At 47.6% G+C, this 23,502-nt stretch carries 16 protein-coding genes; 5 read left to right on the top strand and 11 right to left on the bottom strand.

The genetic code is table 11. From position 1 onward, the window contains the following. Positions 1-28: 28 nt before the first annotated feature. The 3 genes from OEY58_19955 to sucC all read right to left on the bottom strand — a co-directional run bounded on the left by OEY58_19955 (position 29) and on the right by sucC (position 3,752). Positions 29-1,648: an NAD+ synthase gene (locus OEY58_19955; GenBank protein ID MDH5327736.1), complete on the bottom strand. Its 1,620-nt coding sequence runs from the start codon at positions 1,646-1,648 to the stop codon at positions 29-31. A 65-nt stretch (positions 1,649-1,713) separates the two neighbouring features. Next, complete coding sequence (gene sucD / locus OEY58_19950; GenBank protein ID MDH5327735.1) at positions 1,714-2,586, bottom strand: succinate--CoA ligase subunit alpha; 873 nt, start codon at positions 2,584-2,586, stop codon at positions 1,714-1,716. Then, the gene (sucC, locus tag OEY58_19945) at positions 2,586-3,752 is read right to left on the bottom strand and encodes an ADP-forming succinate--CoA ligase subunit beta (protein MDH5327734.1); all 1,167 of its coding nucleotides are present in this window, start codon (positions 3,750-3,752) and stop codon (positions 2,586-2,588) included. Before sucC ends, sucD begins: the two co-directional genes overlap by 1 nt. Before the next feature lie 199 nt (positions 3,753-3,951). Between sucC and OEY58_19940 the strand changes: the two genes are divergently transcribed. Continuing rightward, positions 3,952-5,709: an ankyrin repeat domain-containing protein gene (locus OEY58_19940; GenBank protein ID MDH5327733.1), complete on the top strand. Its 1,758-nt coding sequence runs from the start codon at positions 3,952-3,954 to the stop codon at positions 5,707-5,709. A gap of 154 nt (positions 5,710-5,863) precedes the next feature. Here the strand turns inward: OEY58_19940 and OEY58_19935 are convergent, their stop codons facing one another. The 6 genes from OEY58_19935 to OEY58_19910 all read right to left on the bottom strand — a co-directional run bounded on the left by OEY58_19935 (position 5,864) and on the right by OEY58_19910 (position 13,817). After that, positions 5,864-8,152 (bottom strand): tetratricopeptide repeat protein, encoded by a 2,289-nt coding sequence (locus OEY58_19935; GenBank protein MDH5327732.1) that lies wholly within the window; start codon positions 8,150-8,152, stop codon positions 5,864-5,866. An 81-nt stretch (positions 8,153-8,233) separates the two neighbouring features. After that, positions 8,234-8,665 carry a hypothetical protein gene (locus tag OEY58_19930; GenBank protein ID MDH5327731.1) on the bottom strand — a complete coding sequence of 144 codons (432 nt, stop codon included), beginning with the start codon at positions 8,663-8,665 and terminating at the stop codon, positions 8,234-8,236. 56 nt (positions 8,666-8,721) lie between these two features. After that, positions 8,722-10,011: a hypothetical protein gene (locus tag OEY58_19925; GenBank protein MDH5327730.1), complete on the bottom strand. Its 1,290-nt coding sequence runs from the start codon at positions 10,009-10,011 to the stop codon at positions 8,722-8,724. A gap of 152 nt (positions 10,012-10,163) precedes the next feature. Next, positions 10,164-11,699 (bottom strand): cytochrome C, encoded by a 1,536-nt coding sequence (locus OEY58_19920; protein MDH5327729.1) that lies wholly within the window; start codon positions 11,697-11,699, stop codon positions 10,164-10,166. Between the two features lie 147 nt (positions 11,700-11,846). Next, the gene (locus tag OEY58_19915; GenBank protein ID MDH5327728.1) at positions 11,847-12,944 is read right to left on the bottom strand and encodes a hypothetical protein; all 1,098 of its coding nucleotides are present in this window, start codon (positions 12,942-12,944) and stop codon (positions 11,847-11,849) included. Positions 12,945-13,079: 135 nt separating this feature from the next. Further along, a complete protein-coding gene (locus OEY58_19910; protein MDH5327727.1) occupies positions 13,080-13,817 on the bottom strand; it encodes a tetratricopeptide repeat protein in 738 nt (245 codons plus the stop codon). 549 nt (positions 13,818-14,366) lie between these two features. On the opposite strand from OEY58_19910, the gene OEY58_19905 reads away from it, so the two are divergent. Then, complete coding sequence (locus OEY58_19905; protein MDH5327726.1) at positions 14,367-15,731, top strand: NAD(P)-binding domain-containing protein; 1,365 nt, start codon at positions 14,367-14,369, stop codon at positions 15,729-15,731. Between the two features lie 41 nt (positions 15,732-15,772). On the opposite strand, the gene OEY58_19900 is transcribed toward OEY58_19905, so the two are convergent. Then, positions 15,773-17,500 (bottom strand): hypothetical protein, encoded by a 1,728-nt coding sequence (locus tag OEY58_19900; protein ID MDH5327725.1) that lies wholly within the window; start codon positions 17,498-17,500, stop codon positions 15,773-15,775. A 136-nt stretch (positions 17,501-17,636) separates the two neighbouring features. On the opposite strand from OEY58_19900, the gene OEY58_19895 reads away from it, so the two are divergent. After that, positions 17,637-18,785 carry an ankyrin repeat domain-containing protein gene (locus OEY58_19895; GenBank protein MDH5327724.1) on the top strand — a complete coding sequence of 383 codons (1,149 nt, stop codon included), beginning with the start codon at positions 17,637-17,639 and terminating at the stop codon, positions 18,783-18,785. 86 nt (positions 18,786-18,871) lie between these two features. Here the strand turns inward: OEY58_19895 and OEY58_19890 are convergent, their stop codons facing one another. Beyond that, positions 18,872-20,314 (bottom strand): outer membrane protein transport protein, encoded by a 1,443-nt coding sequence (locus OEY58_19890; GenBank protein MDH5327723.1) that lies wholly within the window; start codon positions 20,312-20,314, stop codon positions 18,872-18,874. Between the two features lie 295 nt (positions 20,315-20,609). On the opposite strand from OEY58_19890, the gene OEY58_19885 reads away from it, so the two are divergent. Both OEY58_19885 and OEY58_19880 read left to right on the top strand, forming a co-directional pair. Beyond that, a complete protein-coding gene (locus OEY58_19885; protein MDH5327722.1) occupies positions 20,610-21,911 on the top strand; it encodes an outer membrane protein transport protein in 1,302 nt (433 codons plus the stop codon). Between the two features lie 242 nt (positions 21,912-22,153). Continuing rightward, the coding region (locus OEY58_19880) for a fibronectin type III domain-containing protein (protein ID MDH5327721.1) at positions 22,154-23,502 on the top strand (1,349 nt) is incomplete at its 3' end.

Below are 23,502 nucleotides of genomic sequence, written 5' to 3'. Positions count from 1 at the left end.
TTTCTCACCTCGTTTACCATACATTAGCTTATCGATACCCCGACGTAATAGGGTACCGCCTGTCGCGGCCAAAAGCCTTGCGCGTTATTCTAACACCAGGAGCCGCCTGCCGCCTTTTATATTCATTTCTGTTCACCATGTCGATTACACGCTGCACAGTTGCTTCAGCGTAACCCAGCTCAACGATTTCGTCTCTACACTTATCCCTTTCAATATACAGTTCAAGTATGCCGTCTAATTCACCATAATCGGGCAGACTGTCCGAATCCTTTTGATCCGGTGCCAGCTCCGCAGAAGGGGCCTTGTGAATCACAGACTGAGGGATGACTCGACCAAGCACATTGCGATACTCGGCCAGTTTATACACTAAGGTTTTTGGCACATCTTTCAGCGCATTGAAACCACCGGCCATATCCCCATACAAGGTGGCATAACCCACGGCCATTTCACTCTTATTGCCCGTGGTCAGCACCATTTTATTTTTCTTATTGGATATTGCCATGAGCAAGATACAACGACAGCGCGCTTGAATATTTTCCTCCGTTACGTCGGCTTGGGTTCCGGCCAACTCACCAGCCAGTGTTTGCAAGGTTACATTGAACATGTCTTCGATTGGTAACTCATGAAACTCGACTCCCAATGCCTGAGCTTCTTCGCGAGCGTCAATCTTGCTCTGGTTTGAGGTATAGCGAGACGGCATCATGACGGCTTCCACTCGATCAGCACCAATAGCATCCACCGCAATGGCTAAAGTCAATGCGGAGTCGATACCACCGGATAGGCCCATTATGACACCGGGAAAGCGATTTTTCTCGATATAGTCCCTAACACCCAACACTAAGGCCTTATAAACCGCCTCCACTTCACCCAAGGGTTTATAGGTGGGATCGGTAACCGGAACCGGTACAGCCTCCAACTCGAATTCTGCAGAATATAAACCTTCTTCAAAAGCCGGCGCCCGATTACAAACCAGGCCATGAGCATCCATAACAAAAGAAGCTCCGTCAAAAACCAATTCGTCCTGACCGCCCACCAAATTCACATAAACTATGGGTTTACCGGTTTCTTCCACTCGTTGCATTAAAGTACTGCTACGTTCGTGTAGTTTGTGTAAATCGAAAGGAGAAGCGTTAAGGTTTACGATCAACTCTGCACCCTGCCTAACCGCTTTTTGTGTCGGTTCTGGAAACCAAACATCCTCACAAATAGTGACACCGACAGGAATACCTTTAATGTTCACAACTAAGGGATCGGTCCCGGCCAAGAAGTAACGTTTTTCATCAAACACACTGTAGTTAGGCAAATAGTGCTTGCGATAAGACCCAACAATTTCTCCATCGCGAACCCAGGCAGCGACGTTATACAAACCGTCCTCACCCTGCTCCGGATAACCCAGAACAACATCAATACCGCTGACTTCCTGACAGATTCGGTATAGGGATTTTTGCACTAATTTCACAAACGTCCGGCGATGCAATAAATCTTCCGGAGGATACCCTGTAATGGTCAGCTCCGGAAAAACGACTAAGTCGGCGCCAAACTGGGATTTAGCGTCGTGAATGGCATCAATAATTTTGCTCGTGTTTCCGGTGATATCACCGACAAACAGATTTAATTGTGCCATGATGATTTTTAATCGTGGTTTCACTTCCTACTCCAGCCGTTTCGTTCGCTGCATTTAGCAGCAAATACATCGAACTACCGGTTTGTAAACTACCCGGAAAAAAATTCCAGCATTTTCACCCCCAACTCCGCTGGTGACCGGGCAATATTGACCCCCGCTGCTTCCAATGCAGCAAATTTTTGATGCGCTGTCCCGGATCCACCGCTGATAATGGCACCGGCATGCCCCATGCGTTTGCCCGGCGGTGCGGTAACTCCCGCGATGTACCCCACCACAGGTTTGCGCACATTACTTTTAATAAACTCCGCCGCTTCCTGTTCCGCTGTACCGCCAATTTCACCCACCATAATAATTCCCTTGGTTTGACGGTCCTGCTCAAACATTTGCAGACAGTCGATAAAATTGAGCCCATGAATGGGATCTCCACCGATACCTACACAGGTACTCTGCCCAAGACTGTTTTGTGTAGTCTGGTAAACCGCTTCATACGTCAGTGTACCGGAACGGGACACAATACCGATACTTCCCTGCTGATGAATGGAACCGGGCATAATTCCAATTTTGCAGACACCCGGTGTAATTACACCCGGGCAATTAGGACCGATCAATTGTACGTCACTGCCCTTTAATATGGCTTTGACTTTCACCATATCCAAAACCGGGATACCTTCGGTAATACACACAATCACTTTGATTCCGGCTTCAGCGGCTTCCAGAATACTGTCAGCCGCATAAGCCGCAGGTACAAAAATCATGGTGGCATTGGCACCTGCCTGGTCCACTGCCTCTCTCACAGTATTGAAAACGGGTAAATTCAGGTGGGTTTGCCCACCCTTGCCTGGCGTAACACCACCCACCATTTGGGTTCCGTAAGCGATGGCCTGCTCAGAATGAAACGTGCCTTGTTTGCCGGTAAACCCCTGACAAATCACCCGAGTATTTTTATCGATTAAAATAGCCATTAAGCCCCCCTCGCTGCTTTTACCACTTTCACGGCAGCTTCGGTCAGATTCTCAGCCGTTTCCACTTGCAGACCGCTGGCCTTTAACAGACTCAAACCCTGCTCCACATTGGTACCTTCCAACCGCACCACAACCGGAACTGACAAGGACACTTCCTCGATAGCCCGTATAATGCCATCCGCAATAAGGTCGCAACGAACGATGCCGCCGAAAATATTCACCAATATAGCGTTGACTTTGGAATCGGACATCACCAGTTTGAAGGCCTCTACCACCCGATCCACCGTGATACCCCCTCCGACATCGAGAAAATTCGCCGGATTACCTCCATGGAGTTTAATCAAATCCATCGTCGCCATGGCCAATCCGGCCCCATTGACCATGCACCCAATGTTCCCGTCCAAGGTGACATAATTTAAATCAAACTGACGGGCATGATGCTCACGCTCATCTTCCTGTGATGAATCCCGCAGGGCACTCAAAGCCGATTGCCGAAACAAGGCGTTGTCGTCTATATTGATCTTTGCATCCAAGGCCAAAAGTTGCTCGTCTGAGGTAATAACCAGGGGATTAATTTCAATCAGGCTAAGGTCCTTTTCCAGAAACAGGGTATACAGGCTTTTCATCACCTGGTATAGCGGCGTAATCAACTTGGTGGACAAACCCATATCAAACACCAATTGACGACATTGATAGGGCATCACCCCGGTGCAGGGGTTAATGACAGTGGTAAAAATAGCCTCGGGCTGATCCCGCGCCACTTCTTCAATATCCATTCCGCCGGATGCCGACGCAATAAACACTACCCGCTGGTTACCTCGATCCACTAAGGCACTCAAATACAATTCCTGTGTAAATTCGCTCAGGGCTTCAATTAAAACCTGGTTCACCGGCAAACCTTCTGATGCCGTTTGATGGGTAGCCAGGGTGGATCCCAACATGGCGCGTGCGGTGTCCAGCAATTGTTCCTGTCCGGAGACTTTTTTTACCCCACCGGCTTTACCACGTCCACCGGTGTGAACCTGGGCTTTCACCATCCAAGATGATCCACCCAACTGTTGTGCGGCCGCTACGGCGGCTTCCGGGGTATCGACGACGCAACTGTCAGCGACTCGAATTCCGTATTCTTTAAATAGATTTTTTGCCTGATATTCATGAAGATTCATGCTTTTCCCTTTTTCCCTGCGCCACTATATCTTGTATACATTGTATGGTTATTTTTTCTGCACCATTTCGCAGGGACCCAATATCCCAGCTGCATAGCGCAGGAATTTTCACCATTTAGTCTTGAGAATTCAATACATCTTACAGCTTTTTGATATAAAATCACCTGACGGCCTCGTGTATTTAATGTAGAGAATAGTTATGATCAGACCGAATGCCACCCCAATCTTATCCTTGATCCTTACCGCAATGAGACCGGCCGTATTGCTAATGGCCGCCCTACTCAGTCTGGAGCCGGTTCATGCGGCGCAAGAACACCCAAATTACATTAAAGCAATGGAATCGGCTAAATTACGGGATTATGACACCGCCATCAAACTGTGGAATGAGCTGGCCAAAAAAGGCCATACCAACTCGCAATATCGCCTGGGAGTCATGCACCGCCTTGGGACCGGCGCTAAAAAGGACATTGACAAGGCATTTCAGTGGTTCAAACGGGCGGCAGAAAAAGGTCACCCTCAAGCCCAATACAATTTGGGCATGATGCACTTGAAGGGTTGGGGCACGCCACAGGACAAAGAACAAGCCTACCAATGGTTCCGCAAGGCCGCATCGCAAAAAGTGGAACTGGCCAAAGAAAAACTCGAACAAATGTCCAACGATCCTATGGCCAATCTCAATTTCGATATTCGCAAACAAAAAAAGAGCAAAGACAAGGACCCACTGGACATAAACGACTTACTACGATGGGCCGCTGCTGAAGGTCATAGCAACACCGCTTTGGAACTACTCAAATTGGGAGCCGGCGTTAATGCTGCAGATAAAAGCGCTCGTACCGCACTAATGGAAGCCGCCTATTTCAACCGTGCAGACACCGTACGAACCTTGATAAAACGTGAAGCCTTAAGCGACATGAAAGATAAAGCCGGCTATTCCGCATTGGCCTATGCGGCCATGCGCAACAATGCGGATGCCACGCGCGTCCTGATCGAAGAAGACGCGGATTTAGAAAACACGGATGCTTTAGAGCGCACGCCTTTGCTTATTGCGGCTGCCGCTGACCACCAGGGCATTGTGAAGGAACTCCTAAAAGCCAAAGCCAATATCAATCATCAGGATGCTCTGGGGCGAACGGCTCTACATCACGCCGCATTTAACGACAAGCCGGCCACCATTAGAATCCTGCTGGAACACAATGCCTCAGCCGCTATTGCCGACAAAACCGGTTTAACCCCTTTGCTCCTTGCCGTGGAAAAAGCCAACCTCAAGGCCATAAATTCTTTATTACTCAATACAGCCACCGGTACCATCGGTTTGGCAAAAAATAATCACGGGAATACCGCCTTGATTTACGCAACCATATATAGCTTGGAAAAGGTCGTAACGGCTCTACTCAAAGGTGGTGTCGATCCGCAAGTGCCCAATGAGCGCGGCAATATTGCATTGGTCATTGCTGCAGAACGAGGCAACCTACCCATGGTGAAAACTTTACTCAAGGGCAAAGCCCGTATAGACGGCCGCAGCCAATTTGGCGACACGGCCTTAATCGCAGCTGTACGTGGCAAGCAGGATAAAGTGGCCAATTTCCTTATTCAACAAGGCGCCTCTCTAAACGAACGCAATACCGATGGATTTACCGCACTTATGCACGCCGCAGAAATCAACAAACCCGAGTTGGTACTGGAACTCATTGATAAAGGCGCCAACCCAAACATGAGAAACAATCAAGGCTGGACCGCGCTGATGCTGGCCGCCAGAAATGGCCACATTCGGGTAACTAAAGCCCTGATTGACAAAGGCGCCGATATCAATGCCGTGTCCAATCGACGCCTGTCTCCCATTTACATCGCTGCCAGCTACGGTCATGATGAGACTTATCGCTTGCTGAAGAATTCCGGAGCCCGGGTCCCCGATTTTAAAATACCCAAGGGTGAGCTGGAGAAAAAGAAGAAAAAATAACTCGAATACATTTTAACACAACAAGCATCATGGCACTGATGTGTCAATGCCATGTGTCTCAAAGCAATGTGCCTCAATGCCCCAGCTTAAGACATAACAGTGTCTCAATCAGAGACACAAGCACCCAAACACCGCTTAAAGAAACAGCTGTTCATCAGAAGGTGTAGTTATAACCCAATCGGATGGCACCCTCGTTTTTATCAAAATCATCGTTAGCGTAGTCCAGCCATGTAATGCCAAACTCCACATCGAAAACCCACTCTTTCTTCCAACGGTAGTCCAATTTAACCGTCGGTTGAACCATGAGGCGGTTACCTGTGCTAACTCCCGCAAACTTACGGTAGCTCATGGTTAGTCGGGGGCGAGGGTTCCAATTATTAATGGGAGCCAAACGTGAATTGACAAACAAAGATACATCCGTGGACGTAGTCTCCAACTGGCCAGAGCCTGCATTTCGAGTCTGATACTGCGATGCGCGTACCCCAACGACATGCAAATCGTTTTCCTGCAGCGCATTACTGGCAATCCACTGAGCAGACAACGTATAGGTACGATTCTCTAACAGCGGTGAAATGGTATTTCCTTCTCCAATCGTTGTGGCGCCTCCAGGCACGCGATCTACCTCTGCCTGGGTAATCGTGACCGAGTCACCGTCTAAGGATTTGTACATGGAAAAATCAAATGTGTATTGATTATCCTTGTCTTCCTGAATACTGGTACCCGCTGTTATGGAATGGGTTTTGGCCGTATAGGCTCTGGCAATTTCCTTGATTCGCTCATCAGAGAACACTTTACGCATTTCATCGATACCGTCAAAGGCATAGTTAAGAGTGGCATTTGTGTAATACAAGCGTGTTGCCTGACTGGTAAAAATCAGATTGCGATAATCGTAAGAGATATTGAGACGAGACTTTTTGTTGTACTGCCACCCCCACCGTACATTACCCAAGGTGGGCACCCCGTAAAATGTGTCGTAATCCAGGCTGCCGAACATGGTAACTTCCTTTTCAGAGTAACGCATATCTCCACCCATGGCCTCACGATCTGCCATGGAGTCAACCGTTTGATTTACCATATACACATTACCGGATACTATGGCACGTCGTTTACCCAATGCAGCTTTTACAGCAAAAAAGTTTTTCTCATAAGTTACATCATGAGTATAAACATCCCCGCCGAGCAGACTTACGGTCACACCTTCAGACACTTCCGCTCCGCCCGTCACACCCCAGAATCGATCATAAACCCCGGCGCTTCGAGCCCGATGCAATCCCAAGGTGGCAAACAAGGTGTCTCGATCCTGGGAATAATTAACATAAAAATCCGATGGCCTCGTATCTTTCCTGGGGTCCCGGTCACCAAACTGACTCCAGGAATAACTGCCGGTCATAACTGAATTGATAATACGATTTCCATCCTGATAGCGACCCCGTAAACTGACATGGCTGCTGCTGCGAACGGTTTTAACAAATTTTTCATCACTGGATGCAGTTTCGCCCGGCCCCAACTCCGGATTGTCCAGGGCCAGATTTTGCCCATAGTCTTGAGAAATTCGCCCAAAGAATTTGTAAGTTTGCCGGTCTTCTTCGCGGCGAACCACACGCAGTTTTTTACGTTTTTTCACAATACCCATGCTGTCTAACGCCTGCAGTCTTTGTTTGACTCGGGTCGGACCATCGCCCTTCTTATACAGCTCCAGGTATTTGTTATATTCGAATCGGGCACGATCGATTTGCTTACTACGCTCTAAAGACAGCCCCAACAATTCGCGCGCCTCCTGTGCGTGAGGGTTATCCGGAATCGCAATAATTTTGCGTAACAATCTTGCTGAGCCTTCATTATCACCGAAAGTTAAAGCCTGTCGGGCCTTAGCCATAAGCTCGCCTACATTGAGTTGCTTGCTTTGTGGCGCGGTGCTGGTAGTTCCTGGCGGTGGCGACATACCGGGGGGCGTGGATCCTGTGGAAATGTCTGAAGACGCCTGTTGGGTTTGTTGCTTTTCTGTCAGGGTGATGAGCAAAGAAGTGTCGCTTTTTGCTTCAACCGTGAATTCCATAGGGTGGGTAAAACGTAACGTTAAATAGGGTCCTCCCGGTACACCTTCTTCGTAAGTGACGTAAGTCAAAGGTTGTTTACCACCGGCGACTGCCTGCAGCTCTTTGCCCTGACGCATTTCCTTATGGATCAACCGCTGTTTGTCCGCATCCAACAACAATTGGATCTGAATTATTTCGCCAAATGTTTGCGGAAAATGCTTCACATAGCCCAGTGCCCGCCCAAGGGAAATTTCCACTTGAGTGGCGGCGCCCTCCTTGGTGATTTTTATATCCTGCAATACCACCTCGGCGGCCATTGCTCGCTGACCTAACAGGCATAATATCGCGGCCAGTAATACTACAGGATACAAGCCAGCGCGTAAGCGACTCTCAGAACAGTATGACATTCGATAACCTTTAAATCCCATGCCCTAATAAGGTGAATTATTATTATAAATTCGTATAAATTAACAATTAATTCTGATAAATCAAAGTGATTTATAATTAATTAATAAACCCTTCAACCCGTCCCCTTCATTGACCAGATAGCTCATGGGTTTGGTAAACTTTATGATGACAAAAGGGCCGCCGGGTACATCGCCTTCGTAACGAATATCTTGGATAAAATAATCTCCAGCCCGTCCCGCGAGCAAAAACTTATCAACAACCGAGAAATTTTCCTGAAATTTATGAAAAGAAATGGCTCGCAGTTTAATTTGAATGATATTCCCTTCCACTTCTGGAAAATGCCCCAAATGCCGAACAGGCCCGGAAAAATCCAGATGAATATTGCCACCGTCCTTTTCTTTGGTTAACACCAAATCCGCAACCAAAGATTCTGGTTTCTCCCCCATGTAGGTGGTATATATATATCCAATGGTGATGAGAACCATTATCAATATAATATTTTTAACAGACACCCGCGATTCACCCTCAATATTGTTTTTATATCAAATTGTTTAGACCGAGTCGAAGTTTACCTGGATTTACACGATCGTGCATTCTCCCAACCCGATTTCTCATGGCAATAATCGCACTCGCGGCGAGTCCGGCAATGTTCCACCGGTTTACCTTCAGCAATTCTACCATTGTGACAAACACGACAATAATGAGGAGAAATAGCGCTGTGATCAATCACGGCAGGCTCAAAACCTCGTGTGCTATGACAAACCACACAGTCATAACCGAAAACAGGATGTTCTTTGGGACTTTGATGACAACTCTTACATAAACCCTGCACTTCTTCGTGGTCCATTTTAACATTATCTTGCCAAGTTTTTGTATGGTGGCAAGCACCACAATTACGTCGAACTTGAATATGGGCAGACGGGAAATCCTTTTGGTGACACTGCGAACACGTACCCAAAAAATGGTTATGATCAAGTTCCATTAAACGCCAATTGGTCGTGCTATGACAGGAGATACAAGATACCGTTGCTCTTGGGTGCTGAACCGGCTGATCATGACAATTAGCGCAATCTCCCATCAAAGCCAAATGATCCAGTTTGATAACCGGTATCCAGTGGGATGTACCATGACAGCTTTGGCATTGTTGTGATACACGTAAATGTTTAGCATTCGAACGATGACAGACCGTGCACGGATTCTGTAATTGGTCATGATTCAGTCGCGCCGATAGCTCCCATGAGGTGAGGGACTGGTGACACCCGGAACAGTGGTCCGTACTGACAATATGACTCGCTGATTTGCCGGTCGCGATACTGCCATTATGACAATCCAGACAAGGCGCCTGGGTTTGCTCGTGATCCAATTTTCGCAAGGGTTTCCAGTAGCGGCGATCATGGCAGGCATCACACCAGTCGCTGACTCGAACATGGGTTTGAGGTTTACCCGATATAGTGGCGCCATTGTGACAGGAAATACAGTTGCCGTTAACGATGGCGTGGTCCATAGCGATTGTCTCAAAAAAACCGGAGGTTGTGTGACACACATCGCAGGGCTGGTTTATGGTTGCATGTTGGCCGGATGCACCCTGCGCCCGCTTATTGTTGTGACAAGAATCGCAGCGGCGCGGAAGTTTTTCATAAAACCCGTTACTATGGCAGGAAATACAAGTAATCAGCTCGTGAGCACCGGTTAAAGGAAAGCCCGTGGTTAAATGACTGAAACGACTCGGATCTTCCACTTGAACCGAGTGGTCATATTCCTCAATCAGGACCTGCGATTGAACTGGGAACACAAAACTTAGGCAAAAAATTAAGCAATAACCCGCTCCAAGCATGGGTTTGCTCAGTTTTTTGATCATACTCGCAACCATAACGTTACAGTTTCTCGATTTTCCTGCGGGTGTAATGCTATCTATGACAGTTTACAGCAATTATGCTGCTACTCAATAAGTCCGCTGTTTGAGGTGGAATAATATTGCAATCCCGCAAAGCGAAGTCACATAGAATGGGTCTATTTCACCTGAATCTCTTTGAATGACTTGGTAATATGACATTTTTCACACTGGCGCCCCAACCGACCACCATGGTTATCGTCTTTTTCGTGACAAGCGAAACAAAAGGTCTCCAACTCAAACTTATTGTCTTTCACCGGCTCACTATGGCAACCGTGGCAATCCAAGCCTTCGTGTTTACCATCCAAAGGATAATCTGTTTCTTTATCGTGATCAAAATTCCAGGCCAACCAGTCAAGAGGACCATGACAACGTTCACATTTAGTACCCAACTTGCGCTCATGCGTGTCATCCTTTTTGTGGCAGGCGTCGCATATCACAGGAGCATCCTGATATTTTCCGGAGGTATGGCAGTCCTCGCAGCTCAATAAGGGATGGGAGCCGTGTAGGGGAAATTTAGTAATATCATGATCAAAGGTAACTTTTTTAACCCAGCTTTCCTCGTTGTGGCAGTGGGTACACTTGTCCCCCACCTGCCCTTCGTGGGCGTCGTCCAACTTGTGACAACCGGAACAGCTTGCGGAAATCTTATCTTTAAATATATCGCCCTTATGACAGGCTTTACAGCTCAAATCTTTGTGCTCGCCCTTGAGGGGAAACCCTGTATCCTTGTCGTGGTCAAATTTAAGATCTAACCAGGCTTTTTCCGTGTGACAATCGTTGCAGCGTTTGCCATACAAACCGGCATGAGTATCGTGAACCTCGTGGCAGGAAAAACAGGTAGTGGAAAGCTCCTCTTTGAATATATTTTTCTTATGACAATCCTTACACAATAAGCGAGTGTGCGCCTTATTTAATACAAACTCCGTGTCGTCGTCGTGATCAAATTCAATTCGAGACCAACGCTGGTCATTATGACACTCGTGACATTTAATACCTCGGTTACCCTCGTGAACATCATCCAGATAATGGCAGAAATAACAGTTTTTTGGTGAATCCGCATAAGTCTCATTCACATGACAATACTGACAACCGACATTTGTGTGGTTATTTCGTAAAGGGAAATCGGTCTTGGAATGGTCAAAAAACGCAGGTAACCAAGCGGCCTCGATATGGCAATTTTCGCACTTCGTGCCCATACGTTGTTTGTGGGAGTCATCTTTCTCGTGGCAATCTATGCAGCTATGGCGAGGCAGGCGATAGAAACCTTCTTTTTTATGACAGCTGTTACATGTTATGGAGTCGTGGTTTCCCCGAAGTTTAAAATTGGTCTTATCGTGATCGAATGTCTCCCGGTCCATCTGCACGATATCCATATCCCGGCCTTTATGGTCGGTATGGCAGGTATGACACTCACGCTTCTGGGCATTATGGATTCGCCCATGAAATCCTTTTTTTCCTTTCAAATCCTTGTCAATTTGCTCGTGGCAATCTCGACATAAAGTATTCTGTTTTTCCTTATTAAACGGTTCATGACATTTATTACACTTTTTTTCAAAGCGTGCATGCCCTTTAATGACATCCCCGGGTTGTACCAAATGCTCCATACGCTCCATGGGATCGATCGCAGCCTCCGCCCAGGGCATGACCGTCATCAAAAAAAATCCCCAAGCTAAAACGACTGTTCGAAGTACTATCCGTAGTGAAAACATAGCTGTCAACCCCTAACTTTATCAGCTAAGGGACCGGACAATGGATGGGAAAGCAAACGAGCCATAAAATATGTACCAGTACTGTATCAACTAATACATATGCACAGCCACTACATGGGCCACGCCGGTGATGAACAGAATGTATAACAAAGGTATGTGGATGATTCGCCAACGCACCAGGAGTCGCTCGTACAAATGGACATAAGCGATATCCACCACTGAGTTAATGTGATCCCGCAACAAACGCTTCTCTTGCTCCAGAAGATCTTTATAGATACCGATACTCCACCCTTCTTCCTGGGCAAGATACCGCAACATAGTACTAAGATCTTCTGATGCGCGAACGTAGCATGTGGCTGAAGCGGTTCGGATGGCCAAAAACCTCAAAGGCAATTTAATCAAATCTTTCGGGCCGGCCAAACACGCCAAGGCAAACGTAGACAGCCTGCGTTCAATATTCTCCACCCCCTGTGAGGGATAACGCCGCAAAGAATCTATCAATGCTGTTTCGGTATCTCGAATGTATTCGATTTTGCGATACAAGCCATAACCGATGCGAGTGTATATATAGCGACCCACCAAGCCGCTGATCACCACCAACATCATTGCTACGAACGCCATGGTGCTGTTTACCGACTTCAAAGAAAATGAGGTATGAAAAATCACAATAACAGGACCAATGACCCCGCCAATCAGATGGAAATAATACCAGCCTTCCATACCACCGAGCTTTTTCAAAAGCTTTACGCGCTTGCGAATTGCATATAGCAGGGTCAACAGCATCAAAATACCGCCAATCAAGCCGGAATTATAAACAAAATCAAAGGATGCCCTGAAATTGATCTTACCCCACTGAGTCCACCCATATACAATCAATGCCGTTAAGGCCAGGGTGATAAACAACACCAGGCGGGTTTCAAACCGGGATTTGCGATCGTTTTTTTCCGCAGCATGGGTGGGATACTTTGCCGCCAATAGCGCCGTCGCCCCAATGATGGGTGCCGCACCACCACCAGGAGAATTGAGACCAAAAACATCTGAATGGGTTTGTGATTTAAACTGCGCCTTTGCTGCCTCGGCAGTTTGCTGCGATCTTTGTTCTGCGGCCGGCCCGGAGTCAAATGACATAGCGGGCCCTCCATCCAGCTCAATCGCCTGCTGTTTAATATCTGTGTTAAAGTTTGTCATGCACGTCTACTTCCTATAACTACTAAAGGGGTTCTTCTATGCCTTCTCTTGCCTGATTCACTATGCAAGCTCATTACGTCAAGACAAGGAAAAATCCCAAAACCACGAATAGTCATAATTGTCGCCCCAGTTGCATCAGGGGTTCGCTGAGTCCTTTGCTGACAATTCCATAACTCTTTTTTCTAAAACCGTATAATTAGGATCTCTCTGTGGCATGGTGATTAAGGCCTGTTGCCACTGTACCACAGCATCTTTTACATTGTTTTGCCGCATCATTGCATCCCCGGTATACATGCGCAGCAGATATTCCGGTGTTGTTGCATCCGGTTTAATTTTCTGCACCAGCTTCAATGCCTCGGAGACTTCCTGAGGATTGTCGCTTTGACTGTAAATGGACACTAAGACCAATACAGCCCTTTGATTCTCGGGGTTTTCTTTATGCAGCTCCTGCAACAGCAACACCGCCTCATCTGCTCGCCCCAGTTCTTTATAGGTTTGAGCCAATAACAGCCGATTGCCAATATTTTTGGGATCCGATTTTACTTTTTCTTCTAATCTGCCCACCAAATCGCCAATGGCGCCTGCGGCTGAAGATTGTTGTCCCGTCAAATTCTCCAAAACTTGCGGTTGGGAACGTCCGCTGTTGGAGTTTGTAGCCGGCCCCAACGGTACAAGAGGTTCACTCGACCCCATTGGGCCTCGCATGGAATCCTGTCCTATCATGCTCGCCGGATTCTGCTCCTGTTTCAAAGTACCCCGCAGATCATACCAAACCAGCAAAATGACAAGGCTTAACACCAGCACCGCAAAACTAAAGGGATGTTTGGCGACTTTTGAAAAAGCGCCTTTTGCCCCCAATGTATCGTCAGCCACTTGTGACTCCTTTTTCCAAGTGTGCTAACTGGCTTGTCATTATAATCAAGCACACTTATCAAATCATTAAAATAGTTATAGCGACCGCCTACCTTTACCGCCCGGAAACACGCAAGTAGACACCGCGTTGCCCTGTTTTGTCAATTTCATTATGCCACAAAACTGCAGAATCAAACACTTATAGAGAGAAGCTCAATCTCGCTTAGAGATCTCGTAACCACTTCATAAAAAATAATCTTACTACATAAGTAATACTTTTACTGGCATTCTAGCCAGAAAAAGTACCGCAAGCAATATCTTAATGACCCCATCAATCTTTTTCGTACGTAGAGGAAGAAAAATAACCGCACAGATTTTCTAACTTGTTATAATCCCTCCGGGTTATTTCAAACAGAATTTTATATAAACCGCTTGTATTAGGGTGATGATATCTATATTTTAGACTGCGGAAATTGCAGCTAAAACAATGGAACTGTTAAGGAAATTAATCCGGAAAAAGAAAGAATACACAAACTATAAAAACAACAATCCAGTGGTTGGGGACTCACAGTGGAAGACAAATCTCAATTCATAGCCGATTTACTGTATTTATTGAGGGTTACAGGCTTAGAAGACGCTCCTAAAATTCTCATATATCTGATCCCGGTTTTACTTTCCTGGGCAATCTACAAAAAAGTTAAAGCCAAAAGAGACCGGGAAAGTACCAGCAGCTTATTAATGGCACAGGAGACAGGGTATTTTGAACCCATGTCCCTGCACCCTATTATCGACAGGAATTTGTGCCTGGGTTGTGCTACTTGTGTGGATGCCTGCCCGGAAGGTAATGTATTGGGCGTCATCAAGGAAAAAGCCCAATTGGTGAACCCTTCCCACTGCATCGGCCACGGTGCCTGTAAAACCGCTTGCCCAACAGATGCCATCACCTTAGTACTGGGCACAGAAACTCGGGGTGTGGACATACCGTTTGTACAGCCCAATTTTGAAACCAATGTACCCGGCATTTTCGTCGCCGGAGAATTGGGAGGTATGGGGTTGATTCGAAATGCCATAGAACAGGGTCGCCAGGCCATGGAGAACCTGTCAAAGACGGTACGTATGATGGAGAGCTCCGCCCCTTACGATGTAATCATCATTGGCGCCGGTCCTGCCGGCTTTTCCGCTTCACTGTTTGCACATGAACAAGGCTTAAATTACATCACTGTTGAGCAGGAAACTCTGGGGGGCACTGTGGCCCACTTCCCCAGGGGAAAAATAGTGATGACTGCACCGGTTAAGCTCCCCATCATCGGCCACGTAAAATTCGGTGAAACCACCAAAGAAATCCTGATCAATTTCTGGAATGCAGCGCAACAAAAATCCGGGGTTCGCATCAACACGCTGGAACGCATGGATAAAATTGAGAAACTTGATGATGGTTATTTAGTGACGACCCAGCGTAATAAGTACCACACTAAAACCATACTCCTGGCCATCGGACGACGGGGCACCCCACGCAAGCTGGGCGTACCCGGAGAGGAACATGAAAAGGTGGTGTACAAGCTGGACGACCCCAGCCAGTATCGCAATAAACGAGTACTGGTGGTGGGTGGTGGTAACAGTGCTCTGGAAGCCGCTTTACAGATTTCTGAAGAAATAGGCACGGAAGTCACCCTGTCCTACCGCGGCAGCGCTTTCCAAAAAGCCAACCCGAAAAACGTGGTGAAAATTGACGACGCCGTTAAAGCAGGCCAACTACAATGCTTAATGGGCTCTCAAGTAAAAAACATCACGCCAAGCAACGTAGTAATGAAATACAAAGACGACACGTTTGAACTCCCCAATGACGGAATCATTGTCTGTGCGGGCGGAGTTTTACCCACCCCCATGTTGCGAGAGCTAGGCATACAAATCGAAACCAAGTTCGGGACTGAATAAGGCGATCGAGTAAACCGCTTGACCCCGGTTTACTCGACATTTCAGGTGATGCGACGCAAAAAATTAAATGCCATACCACCGAGAAATAAACCCAGAAACAATAGCAACACAGGAGTAACCGTTTCTTTCAAGCGGTCCATGTTAATGGAATCGGAGGATTCAGCCTCTGGCATGGGATGCTGAAAGGGACTGCGGCTGCCTTGTTGTACCACCAGAGGGGTATGCTGTCCGTCGGCGGCTTGATCTTGGACTCTGCTATGCTGAGGGCTCTCTGTGCGCTGAGGGCTCTCCATCCGCTGAGAGCTCTCCATCCGCTGAGGGCTCTCCATCCGCTGAGGGCTCTCCATCCGCTGAGGGCTCTCCATCCGCTGCGGGCTCTCCATCCGCTGAGGGCTCTCCATCCGCTGCGGGCTCTCTGTGCGGCGCTGAGGGCTCGCTTCCTCCGGTGCTTCACGCTCACGTCGAGGCTTGAGCGGAACGAATTTATTGGCATCGTCCTCGGAAGCTGCCCCTTGTTGCCCCACGTTTTCACCCTCACCGACTCTCACTCCGCGGAAGGCTTTGGCGGCGCCGCGTATTCCAATATCACGAGCTTTGCGATACCACTGCTTCGCTTCATCCACATTCATGGGAACGCCCCACCCGTATTCAAACATAGTCCCCAAACCCATCATTGCTGCACCGTCACCGTCGATCGCAGCATCGATATACCAACTCAGAAGTATGGAGTTCTCTCTATCCACGGCTCCGCCACGAATCGAACTGGAATAGGCTAACAACAAGCTGGCAGATTTCTGCTGCTGTTCACTGGCTTTCTTTAACCACATGCCTGCTTGAGCCAGGCTCTTATTGACCCCCAACCCATACAGATAAGCCAAACCTAAGCGGTATTGAGCATCCTTGTACCCATGATTAGCCGCAGAGGAATACCATCGAAACGCTTCCTTGAGGTTTCGTTCTACTTTTTCCCCACTTGCATACAATTGCGCCAATTCGAACTGGGCTTCAGGAACTCCTTCGCGAGCATTGCGGCGAATCATGACCAGGCTATCCCCTGTTGGAACCACCGATTTGACTTTGTCTTCCAGAAAAGCAGGAACTCGATTCTTGACCGAACCGGGTTTAGCGCCGGAGCCGGTCACTTTTCCGGAAAATCGCTCCTTGGGCTGTTCTACTTTGCGTTGCCGCTGAATTTTTTGTAACTCCAAACGCAAAGTTTCTTCTGCATTGATTTCGCCTTTATCGTAAGCAGCTCGAACTTTACCTATAACTTTCTTTGGGTCAATATCGGCTTCTGCATCGTGCGCCAGCACTTTGGTTTGCAACAGTTTGGCAACCGAGTTTCCGTTTTTTACCGCTTCATTGATCCATTTTTTACCACGAATAATACTGACTTCACCCCCCAAGCCCAGATAGTGCATCATACCTAATTTAATTTGGGCTACGGGATGATTTTGTTTCGCCGCTTCGGTATACCACTTCACCGCCGACTTATAGTCCACCTCTACGCCAAAACCGGTTTCATAAATGGAACCCAAATTAAACTGAGCATCCTTGTCCCCCATTTCCGCCATATCCAAATACCACTCTACAGCCGAGGGAATCACAACCTGTTTAGAAGCAGCAGACACTGCATCGTCTTGAGATGGTGTTTTTTTTGTGCTTTTCGAAGTTTTGGCCTTGCTTTCCACAGGCTTGGCTTCGTCCGCCGATGCTACACCGACCACTAAAAAAAACGTAAAAACAATGATATATCTTATTTTCATCATAAAAGATAAGCTAAAAACCTGAATCAGCGGGTCCATTGTATCGATAGACTATTTCAACGGAAACCCTCTTCCGGTCCCGAACCGTAAATATTACAATATGTTGTCCTGTTTTATTCATAATGGAATCGATATCGCCATGACAAGCGCCAAATTTACCATATTTACTACACTTAGTAGTATTTTTCTTATTGCCTCACTGGGCTCGACCAGCGCTTTGGCTGCCAAAAGCGAGCGATTCAAAAACAGAACCCCGGATCCCGCCGAAAAAATCCAGTTATACGACGGTTGGACCCAGCTTATGTATGCCGCATGGAAAGGCAAACAGGACGAGGTAAGCAAACTGATCCCGAAAGGCAACATCAATGCCCGTGACCGAGACGGTCGCAGCGCCATGACCTATGCGGCTTGGCGCGGTCATCCGGCGATCATTCGTTTATTGCAAAAACACGGTGGTGACATCAACCTGGCAGATTTGGACGGACTCACACCTTTGGCCTGGGCCGCCCGCAATGGCCAACGCGAAGCGGTCGCTGAGCTTCTCAGCCGTGGTGCCAGCATGAACACAACCGATAAATTTGGCCGCACCGCTCTTATTTGGTCCATTCGTATGGGGTACTTTAATGTCGCCTCTTTCCTCATTGAAAAAGGCGCAAACCGAACCATTCAGGACAAAACGTTTTTAACCGCGCTTACCACAGCCGCACGTTTTTCCTATGATGCCATCGCCCGTAAAATAGTCGCCTCCGGTGCCAATATAAACGGCACTGACGGTTACGGCCGGTCCGCATTGTGGTTTGCCGCCGATCACGGCTCTGCCGATATGGTCAAGGTGTTGCTGTCACAAAGAAAGATCGAGATTAACATCCGCGACGTAAATCAACAAACCCCATTGATGCGTGCGGCTAAAGGCGGTTACGCTGAGGTTGTGACAATCTTGTTGAAAAAAGGCGCGCATGTGGATATTCAATCCAAAAGCGGTAACACCGCTCTCATGTTCGCCACCACTGGCGGCTACAAAGACATTGTCAAAATGTTACTGGACGCCGGCGCCAATGTGAACCTGAAAAACAACTATGACAACACCGCCCTGTTGCTGGCGGCCGAATTGGGCAAGACAGACACCCTGAACACCCTGCTCAGCTACGGCGCTCTAACCACGCAGGTTAACAAACTGGGCAACACGGCATATTCCTTGGCTAAAAACGAAGGCCACGAAGATACCTCCGCTGCCCTGGAAAACTATGATCGGGGGGAAATGGGGTTATTAAAGAAGTTGCTGGAATAGCACCTTCGGACCATTTGTTTTGATCTACGAAAAACCCCCGGCTTCTAACCGGGGGTTTTTTATCAGACCTCGCAAATCGCTCAATCTTAGAACATATGGGTGTAAAGAAATTGCCAATTGGTCTGGCTGTGTTTAACTCCGGCAGATTCATTTGACAAAGCGTACGCTAATGAAAAATCGATTGAAGAGGATCCATCCAGTTTGTGCCCTGCCCCCATCGTCAGATGATGTTCAATCGTTGCGGGAAACAATTGATTGAGGTATTCGTTAGGAATAGGATTGGATGCATAGTTATAACCACCTCTAAAAACCCAATCAGGATTGAACTGATAGGCTCCCCCTAATTGCAATACCGTTTGATCATCCCATTCCTGTTTTAACGCAGCGTTCAGATCTCCACCAGAGAATCCAGCAGCCAATCCGGGTTGAGTTCCAGCATTAAAGGTCATGTTGAAATTCTTCATCACGCTCGACCAAAATACTTGTTTAATGTCTGCGACCAAGGTGATTATATTGTTTAGTTTAAACTGAGTACCAAATCCCAAGGCGGCGGGCCATTGAAAATCTTTGATTGAAATCTTACCAGTTAGTGGAATGGTTACCGCAGTATATGTTCCCGCCGCTGTGCCGGTACCGCCGCCATCCCAAGTTTGGTTTAAGTAGTTATCATCAATATTGGCGCTCATCATTATGGTGGAATTATCCGAGGTCATATCACCTAACGAGGTTTCAGTATGGTAAGTAGCGCCGAAGGAAACCTGGGAATTCATCTGAAACATAACGCCGACTTTCCCCGCCAGCCCGGTGCCTTTTGCTTTTCCAGTAAATGGGCTGCCATCTGAAAAGTCAAACCGGGCCCAATTTACGGGATTACCGCCTTGCAGTATGCCGACAAATTCCATTCCCCCCAATTGAGTTGGGAGTGAACCGGATACTGAACCCTTGGACTGAGAACCCACCACGGTCATATCACCAAACTGTGCTCCGCTCATGTCCATTTGCAAGTCCATACCTGCCCAAACATAATCTAAGGTTGCCGCCACACTAAGCTGATTATTAACACGCATTGCCAATGGAAAAATTAACCGTCCAACACCCACTTCCGACCGCACAGTTTTACCGGAACTTGGGCCCCCTTCTGTCATAAAACCAGCGTTGTCATACTCCGTCCCCATCCCACCTTGGGAAAACATGGTAACCCCATAAAACAAATTATTGTTTTTTTGGATATACCCGATTGCCGGCATATAAAACGCATCGGCGGAGGAATCAGCGCCGTTGGAAGTCACATTCGGCCCTAAAAACCCAAACGCCACATCCAGCCTGCTTTTTTCCATAAAACCCAATGTAGCCGGATTGTTCATAACGGCAGCTGTGCCATTATCATATGCCATGGAAGCGCCACCCATAGCATGTGCTTCGGGGCCATAGCCTTCTAAATTCATACCGTTGGTAGCATACAACCCAGGCGATAAGACTAGACTCATCAATCCTAGCGGCAAGACTTGTTTGAAATGTGATTTTTTCACTTGAGATTCTCCCGGTGCGTTTTATTATGGTACGGCTCTATTCCACTTTAATAGAGATAAAGAATTCGCTCCAATAAAAATATTATACAACCAATTTTTCTGTTACATTTACACCAATTTAAAAATTTAAGCCAGGCGTAATTTTTTTGAAGCTTTTTGATGAGTTTCGTGTGACAAAGTACGGCGCCAGTTAAGAATACCAGCGTCTTTTTATATACGAAATAGCGATTTCTATCTTTGAATTAATTATGAAGACAAACAACTATGAAACCAACGCTGCAAGGAGCCTGATCCCATGAAAACACCAACTATGGGTTTAATAAAAACTTCCGCAATTCTAAGCACCTTGGCCTTACCGGGGCTGGCTTGGTCTGCGGGATTTTCCATTGTCGAACAAAACGTAAGCGGTCTGGGCAACGCCTATGCAGGGTCGGCAGCCGTTAGCAATGACGCCTCTACTGTATTCTTTAATCCGGCGGGGATGACCCAACTCAATGGCAATACCGGCAGTTTTGCTCTACATGCCATTACACCCTCAGCTAAGTTTAGCAATGGCAATACCCGATACGGCGGAGGAGGAACGGTGAGCGGCGGTAACGGCGGCGATGCCGGCGGTACGGAGCTGGTTCCCAATGCTTACTATGTAACCAATATTGGCAGCGCAACTAAATTTGGAATCGGTATCTCTGCTCCCTATGGACTGACCACCGAGTACGATAAGAGTTGGGTAGGACGATACCAAGCCGTAAAGTCCCAACTGAAAACCGTAAATTTTAATCCCTCTTTAGCCTTTAGCGTGGCCGGCGGCTGGTCTCTGGGTTTTGGAATGAATCTCCAATATGCAGATGCCACTCTCAGCAATGTAGTGGACTTTGGTACCATCTCCGGCAACCCTGCAGGTTCATTGGACGGATTTGCTGAAATCACCGGGGACAGTTGGGCTATGGGCTATAACACAGGAATTTTATTCGCACCGTCCCAATCTGCCAAAATCGGGTTTTCATACCGATCCAAGGTCAAACACAAACTGGAAGGCCAATCCAACTTCACTATACCCGCACCACTCGCCGCCACACCAATAGCCATAGCCTTTGCTAATTCAGATGCGACTGCGAACCTTACGCTACCGGAAACCGCCAGCCTAAGTTCCGTGCAAATGGTGACTCCAAAAATTCAGCTCCTTGGGGATATCACTCTTACAAAATGGAGTCGCTTGAATGAGCTGAAAGTGGAATACAGCAATCCCAATACGCCCACCACCGTAGAAGAAATGCACTGGAAAGACACTTTCAAATATTCTGTCGGGATCAACTATCTTGCCAATCAAAACTTCACCTACCGTGGTGGATTTGCTTTCGATGAAGGCGCCGCCCCCAATTCCACCTACCGCTCACCTCGGGTACCGGACAACGACCGTACTTGGCTGGCATTAGGCTTGGGTTACAAACAAGGTACCATGAGTTTTGATTTTGGCTATGTACACATAATGATCGACGATACGGCGATTAATAGAACAAATGCCCTGGGTCAGACCCTGAACGGAACTTACGACCTTTCCGTTAACATTATCAGTGCCCAGGTCAACTACAATTTCTAAGCTCAATTATTAAACACTGAGCTTAAACTACTCCGGCGGATACACTCGTATCCGCCTTTTTATTACCCCCACACCAAAATCCATTAGAACAGACTCTGTTCAATTTGCACATTGCTCCATCAGTTTTCAGGCAAATAATACCTTTTTACACAACCGGACTTGAATTACTTAAATTAATTGCTAGTGTTACGCAGATTGCACGTTAACTTATATAAGCAGCTGTAATAATAAGGAGCATATTAATGGAGATAGATAATATAGCTCGCTTAAAGCATAAATACAGGCATTTCGTCCTGCTATTCGCCATTCTAATTTCAGTACCCGTGTTTGCCCAGCAAACCGGTGGCAGCTTAAGCGGCGTAACCACTATACAAAAAGTAAAATGTAAGAATAAAACCACAGGTGAAAGGGTAAGCGCCTACCAGCCGGTGGGAATCGCATGGAATTGTGAAGCCATGGGTTTAACGGTTTCCGCCGGCGATCATATTTCCATTTCGGTGGACGCCACCGGTCAGGGCTTGATACCGGACGCACCGCAAATTGCCCGAGTCATAGAAATGAACGGCGCTGTACGCATCAACTGGCAAGCACTGAATGATGCCACGGCGTACAATGTTTACATGGGCCCCCGTGAGGACCTAATCCCCGGCAACATTACCCTAGTCGCGACAACCACAGATACCAGCCATACCCAGGTAAATCTTAGCAATGACGTCACCGTCTATTTTTATATCACCGCTCAAAACGACTACGGCGAAAGCGCAATTTCCGCTTTGACAAGTGCAACACCCGGAGCTCTGGATCATACCACCGTACAGGATCTCGCCTGTACCCAGTCCGGATGCCATGACAATGTCTATGCGCCCAATAAAGGAGCCACCCACCCACTCACATCAGATTTATGTCAGGCATGTCATTCAACAACGACGTGGAACTCATTTACGTTAATCGACCACTCTCAAACAACGGAGGCCTGTGAAAATTGCCATGATAACGTCATAACCACAGGCAAAGGGTCCAGTCATATCCCAACCACTTTCGCTTGCGAAGCCTGCCATAGCACGACCTCTTGGTTAGGTGCCTTATTAAATCACGCCATAGTCGCAGGCCAGCCCTGTGCTCAATCCGGTTGCCATGATGGCAACAGTGGATCCACAGCAAAACCCGCTACTCACCCTAACACCTCATTTTTTTGTGAAGGCTGTCATAGCACGAATGCATGGATACCCACCCTGCTTCCTATCGATCACTCTCAGGCACTGGGCCAGTGTAGTGATTGCCATAGTTTGCCGGGAGGCCACTGCTCCACGACAGGCTATGATTGTAGCGCATGTCACATGGTAAACAGTTGGGTCAATACGATTGGCAACTGTTTGGTATCTTTGCCGCCATCTACACCACCACCTCCTCCACCCGGTATGGGCGGAGGGACCCCACCCCCGCCACCGCCGGCACCGGCACCAACTCCGGCACCAACTCCGGCACCGGCACCAACTCCCGCACCGGCACCAACTCCCGCACCGGCACCAACTCCCGCACCGGCACCAACTCCGGCGCCCGCACCAACTCCCGCACCGGCACCAACACCAGC

Source organism: Gammaproteobacteria bacterium, from assembly GCA_029882975.1.
In the GTDB taxonomy this organism is placed as follows: domain Bacteria; phylum Pseudomonadota; class Gammaproteobacteria; order SZUA-152; family SZUA-152; genus JAJDNG01.
Note: the sequence above shows the minus strand (reverse complement) of the source record. Positions and strands in the feature narration are given on the sequence as shown.